The 4,882-nt window shown below is 61.1% G+C and carries 4 protein-coding genes and 1 pseudogene; 4 read left to right on the top strand and 1 reads right to left on the bottom strand.

Annotated elements, in window-relative coordinates; translation table 11 throughout:
- Position 1: 1 nt before the first annotated feature.
- The 3 genes and pseudogenes from EN984_RS22870 (at position 2) to EN984_RS22860 (ending at position 3,151) form a co-directional block, all read left to right on the top strand.
- Positions 2 to 1,213 carry an ATP-binding protein gene (locus tag EN984_RS22870; RefSeq protein WP_245480102.1) on the top strand — a complete coding sequence of 404 codons (1,212 nt, stop codon included), beginning with the start codon at positions 2 to 4 and terminating at the stop codon, positions 1,211 to 1,213.
- A 113-nt stretch (positions 1,214 to 1,326) separates the two neighbouring features.
- The gene (gene phoU / locus EN984_RS22865) at positions 1,327 to 2,052 is read left to right on the top strand and encodes a phosphate signaling complex protein PhoU (RefSeq protein WP_013533646.1); all 726 of its coding nucleotides are present in this window, start codon (positions 1,327 to 1,329) and stop codon (positions 2,050 to 2,052) included.
- Positions 2,053 to 2,141: 89 nt separating this feature from the next.
- Positions 2,142 to 3,151: pseudogene (locus tag EN984_RS22860) on the top strand (magnesium and cobalt transport protein CorA).
- A gap of 159 nt (positions 3,152 to 3,310) precedes the next feature.
- On the opposite strand, the gene EN984_RS22855 reads toward EN984_RS22860, so the two are convergent.
- Positions 3,311 to 3,829 (bottom strand): GcrA family cell cycle regulator, encoded by a 519-nt coding sequence (locus EN984_RS22855; protein ID WP_127267146.1) that lies wholly within the window; start codon positions 3,827 to 3,829, stop codon positions 3,311 to 3,313.
- A 358-nt stretch (positions 3,830 to 4,187) separates the two neighbouring features.
- Between EN984_RS22855 and EN984_RS22850 the strand changes: the two genes are divergently transcribed.
- Positions 4,188 to 4,882 (top strand): acetylornithine transaminase (locus tag EN984_RS22850; RefSeq protein ID WP_127383959.1); only part of this gene is annotated, 695 nt, incomplete at its 3' end.

Here is a 4,882-nt window from a genome sequence, read left to right as displayed (position 1 = left end):
GCTGTGGAATAGCCGCTGGCTGCTTGCGGCCGGCGTCGTTGCGGTTCTCGCTGTTTATGCCTTGGCCGGGATTTCAGCCTATGTCGTCCCCGCGGCGCTGCTGTTGCTGCTTGCAGCGGCAATACTGCCGACCGCCGGCGCGCGCCAATCCACCGGCAGCGGCGCTGCCATCGAGGCCATCGGCCTGCAGCGGCTCTCGGGTGAATATCTGGCCGCCGCCGTCGCCGATCCGCTGATCATCTTCGACCGGACCGCCACCATCGTCCATGCCAACGCCGCCGCCTTCGCCGCCTTCGGCGGCATCGCGCCAGGCATGTCGCTGTCGTTGAAATTCCGGGCGCCGGAGATGCAAACCCTGCTGGATGGAGTACTATCTGGTGATATCGCCTCCGATGTCGTCGACTACATGGAGAAACTGCCGGTCGAACGGGCCTACCGGGTGAGTGTGTCCTCGGTCGGTCACGCCACCGATCTCTATGTGCTGGTGTTCAAGGACCAGAGCGAAGCACGCCGGATCGACCGCATGCGCGCCGATTTCATTGCCAATGCCAGCCATGAACTGCGCACGCCGCTCGCCTCAATCGCCGGCTTTATCGAAACGCTGCGCGGGCCAGCCCGCAACGACGCGGCGGCGCGCGACCAGTTTCTGCAGATCATGCAGAGCCAGACCGGTCGCATGGCGCGTCTGATCGACGATTTGTTGTCGCTGTCGCGGCTCGAGATGAAACCCTATCTGAAGCCGGGAACCGAGGTGGATCTGCGGCAGACAGTCGACAGCGTTATCGACTCGCTCGGACCGCTGGCCAGCGAAAACGCCGTCGCCATCGAGCGGCACTACGCCGATGGGCCGCTTCATGTGCCTGGCGATCGCGATGAGCTTTTCCAGGTTTTCGAGAACCTCCTGGAAAACGCCTGCAAATACGGGCAGTCGGGTGGGCGGGTGGTTGTATCCATAGCCCATAGCGATGCCGGATCAGAGCCGGGCATCGACGTGACGATCAGGGACTTTGGCCCTGGCATTCCCGAGGAGCACATTCCGCGCATTACCGAGCGCTTCTACCGCGTCGACGTCGAGACCAGCCGGACCCAGAAGGGTACCGGCCTCGGCCTGTCGATCGTCAAGCATATACTGACGCGCCACAACGCCCGGCTTTCGATCAAGTCCGAAGTCGGCAACGGCGCGGCATTCTCGGTTCATTTGCCGACTCACTGATATCGCCCTAATTCAAAGGGACTGTTTCTTTTTTCTGTCATCCGGCTAGCGTATCAGCGGGGATTCGAGGAAACGACTCAAAATCAAAACACCCCGTGGGAAGGCATTTTGCCATGCAGTCCGTGCACATCGTCAGCGCTTATGACGAGGAGTTGAAATATCTGTCGAAGCGCATCGCCGCGATGGGAGGTCATGCCGAGCGCATGGTCGAACAGGCGGTCACCGCTCTCGTCAATGCCGACCCAGGCCTTGCCCAGAAGGTCATCCGCGACGATACCGTACTGGACGAGGGCCAGCGCGAAATCGACGACAAGGCCATCATCATCATTGCCAAGCGTCAGCCGATGGCGGCGGATTTGCGCGAGATCGTCGGGACCATTCGCATCTCCGCCGACCTCGAACGGGTTGGCGATCTCGCCAAGAACGTTGCCAAGCGGGTGGTCGCCGTCACCGACGGACGCCAGCCGACCAGCCTGTTCCGCGGCCTCGAGGCCCTGTCCAACCTGGCGTTGACCCAGCTCAAGGAAGTGCTCGACGTCTACGCGTCTCGCTCGGTGGAGAAAATCGGCTTCGTGCGCGATCGTGACGACCAGATCGACGCCATGTACACATCGCTGTTTCGCGAATTGCTGACCTACATGATGGAAGATCCGCGCAACATCACGCCCTGTACGCATCTGCTGTTTTGCGCCAAGAACATCGAGCGTATCGGTGATCACGCCACCAACATCGCTGAGACCATCTATTACATCGTCACCGGCGATCAGTTGCCGGCTGAGCGGCCCAAGGGTGACAAGACCGACAAAATCAGTCTTTCCGAGACGCAGCCGGTGAAGTGAACGCGCCTCTCGAACCGTCACCCGATTTACGCTAAGCTTTCTGGGCTTTGCCTCTATCCTCGCCCGTGGATTTGCTCCGGGAGGTCGTGATGGAAAATGCTCGGAACCTGACCCCGGCGCCTGGGCCGATATCCGGCATTATCGCTTGCGGCGTCTACACGGCGGGGCGCCGCATCGCCGACATTCCCATCGAGGAAGCCGGCGAATGGGCAAAGAAATCCGGTCATGTCGTCTGGATCGGCCTTTTGGAGCCCGACCGTAACCTGTTGCTGCGCGTCCAGGCGCAGTTTCACCTGCATGAGTTGGCGATCGAGGATGCCGAGCACCCGCACCAGCGGCCGAAGATCGAGCAATATGGCGACGCCTTGTTCATCGTCGCCCGCACGGCGCAGTTGATCGACGGTCGGGTCACTTTCGGCGAGACCCATTTGTTCGTCGGCTCAGGCTACATCGTCAGCGTCAGGCACGGTCCCTCGACGTCCTATGCCGCCGTTCGTCAGCACTGGGAAAGCTGCCCGCACTCGCTGGCCAAGGGTGAGGATTTCGTCCTCTATGCCATTCTCGATTTCATCGTCGACAATTACATGCCGGTGCTCGAGCAGATCGAGGACGAAGTCGAGGCGATCGAGGACAAGGTTCTGCTGAAGCCGATGACCGCTCCCGACATCGAACGGCTCTATATGCTGCGCCGCGATCTCCTGCGCCTGCGCAATGCCGCGCTTCCGCTGGTCGAAGTCTGCCGACGGCTGACCAGCGCCGAGCTGCCGCAGATACAACCGCCATGCACCCGCTGTTCCGCGACGTGACCGACCACATCCGCACCGTCCAGGAGAAGATCGACAGCCTGCGCGAAGTGCTGGCGTTCGCTTTCGAGGCCAGCCTCCTAGTCGGCCAGAGTCAGGAAACGGCGAACACCAAGAAACTCGCCTCATGGGCCGCCATCCTGGCGGTGCCGACGGCGCTCGCAGGCATCTACGGCATGAACTTCGACAGTATGCCGGAACTGAAGATGGAGTACGGCTACCCGGTGGTGCTGACCGCGATCGCGGTGATCTGCACGTTCCTCTACTGGCGGTTCAGGAAGAACGGTTGGCTGTGAAAGAGAGCGAATAGCGAATAGGGAGTAGCGAATAGCGAACACAAAAACGGCTTGCTTCCTGTGACGGAAGGCAAGCCGTTTCTATTCGCTATTCGCTATTCGCTATTCGCTATTCGCTATTCGCTATTCGCTATTCGCTATTCGCTATTCGCTATTCGCTCAGCGACTCCGCCGCCGCTCCGATGCCGGCTGGAACGCCACGCGGGCGTGGTATTTGCAGTAGGGTCCGGTTTCGGCGGCTTCGTTGCCGCAGAAATGGAAGTCCTCTGAAAGCGGGTCACCGTTCGGCCATTTGCAGGTGCGCTCGGTCAGTTCGACCAGCTGCAGATGCCGCGAGATCGGCAGCACGACATTCTCAACCGGACGGATGTAATGGCGTGCCACGGGTTCGGCGTCGAACTGCGTCTGCAAGGCGGTCGCGCCGATCGATGTCGTGACATGGCGTGCCGTGGTTGCAGCGCGTGATACCGATTTCTGGACGGTCGATCCTTGCGCTGCCTTCTTCTGGCGTGCCGGTGTGGCGGTCGAGCGTCCGCGGCCCGACAGTTTCAGCCGATGCACCTTCCCGATGACCGCGTTGCGGCTGACCCCTCCAAGCTGCGCAGCAATCTGGCTTGCGCTCAGACCCTCCGACCACAGTTTTCTCAAGAGTTCTACCCGCTCGTCAGTCCAGTTCATGAGACCGCGCTCCTCTAAGCGTGCGGCAATCGGAATCCTTCTCCCGACCCGGCAACATTTGCCGGGGCAGACACCACATATATCTGGTGATTAGGTCCGCCGCACGAAATCTAGTTATTTCTCGACTACAACTACTCTATGCGCTGACTCGGTGACAAGAGTCCCAAGTGCAACACGAATCGGTTTTTTCGGTTTTCCCCAACTTGCCCGGTCGCTGATGAGCCGGCGTCCCGTCGGGAGGCTTGCCGCGCGCCACTACGCGACGTTTTCGTTGACTTCATGGCCGAAAAACAGGATAAGCCGCACAGGCCGCCGCTTTGGCGGCTTTTTTGATTTTCCGGTACCGGAGACGCATATAATGAGCGGTTCGGCGCTTTACGAGACCTTTGCTCGCGCACCCTTGGCCTTCGACCACGGGGAAGGCACATGGCTGATTACCGACAAGGGCGAGCGATATCTCGACTTTGCCGGCGGCATCGCCGTCAATTCGCTGGGCCACAGTCATCCGCATCTGGTCGCCGCACTCACCGAGCAGGCCGCCAAGCTGTGGCATGTCTCCAACCTATACGAGATCCCCGGGCAGAACCGGCTTGGCGAGCGGCTGGCCGACGCCACCTTCGCCGACAAGGTGTTCTTCACCAATTCCGGCGCCGAGGCGCTGGAATGCGCGATCAAGACGGCGCGCCGCTACCAGTTCGTCAACGGACACCCCGAGCGCTTCCGCGTCATCACCTTCGAAGGCGCCTTCCATGGCCGCACGCTGGCGACCATCGCGGCCGGCGGCCAGTACAAATATCTCGAGGGCTTCGGCCCCAAGGTCGAAGGTTTCGATCAGGTCGGTTTCGACGACATCGACGCCGCCGAAAAGGCGATCACGCCGGAGACGGCCGCCATCCTGATCGAGCCGGTGCAGGGCGAGGGCGGTATCCGCCCGGTGCCGACGCAATCGCTGAAGCGGCTCAGGCAATTGTGCGAACAGCACGGCCTGCTGTTGATCTTCGACGAGGTCCAGTGCGGCATCGGCCGTACCGGCAAGCTGTTCGCGCATGAATG

Source organism: Mesorhizobium sp. M7A.F.Ca.CA.004.12.1.1, assembly GCF_003997835.1.
Classification (GTDB): Bacteria; Pseudomonadota; Alphaproteobacteria; order Rhizobiales; family Rhizobiaceae; genus Mesorhizobium.
The sequence above is the reverse complement of the archived record's forward strand: the minus strand, read 5'-3'. Positions and strand labels throughout refer to the sequence as shown.

Coding starts and splice junctions, on each gene's coding strand:
- phoU (WP_013533646.1), top strand. CDS start 1,327: ATGCAGTCCGTGCACATCGTCAGCGCTTATGACGAGGAGTTGAAATAT.
- EN984_RS22855 (WP_127267146.1), bottom strand. CDS start 3,829: ATGAACTGGACTGACGAGCGGGTAGAACTCTTGAGAAAACTGTGGTCG.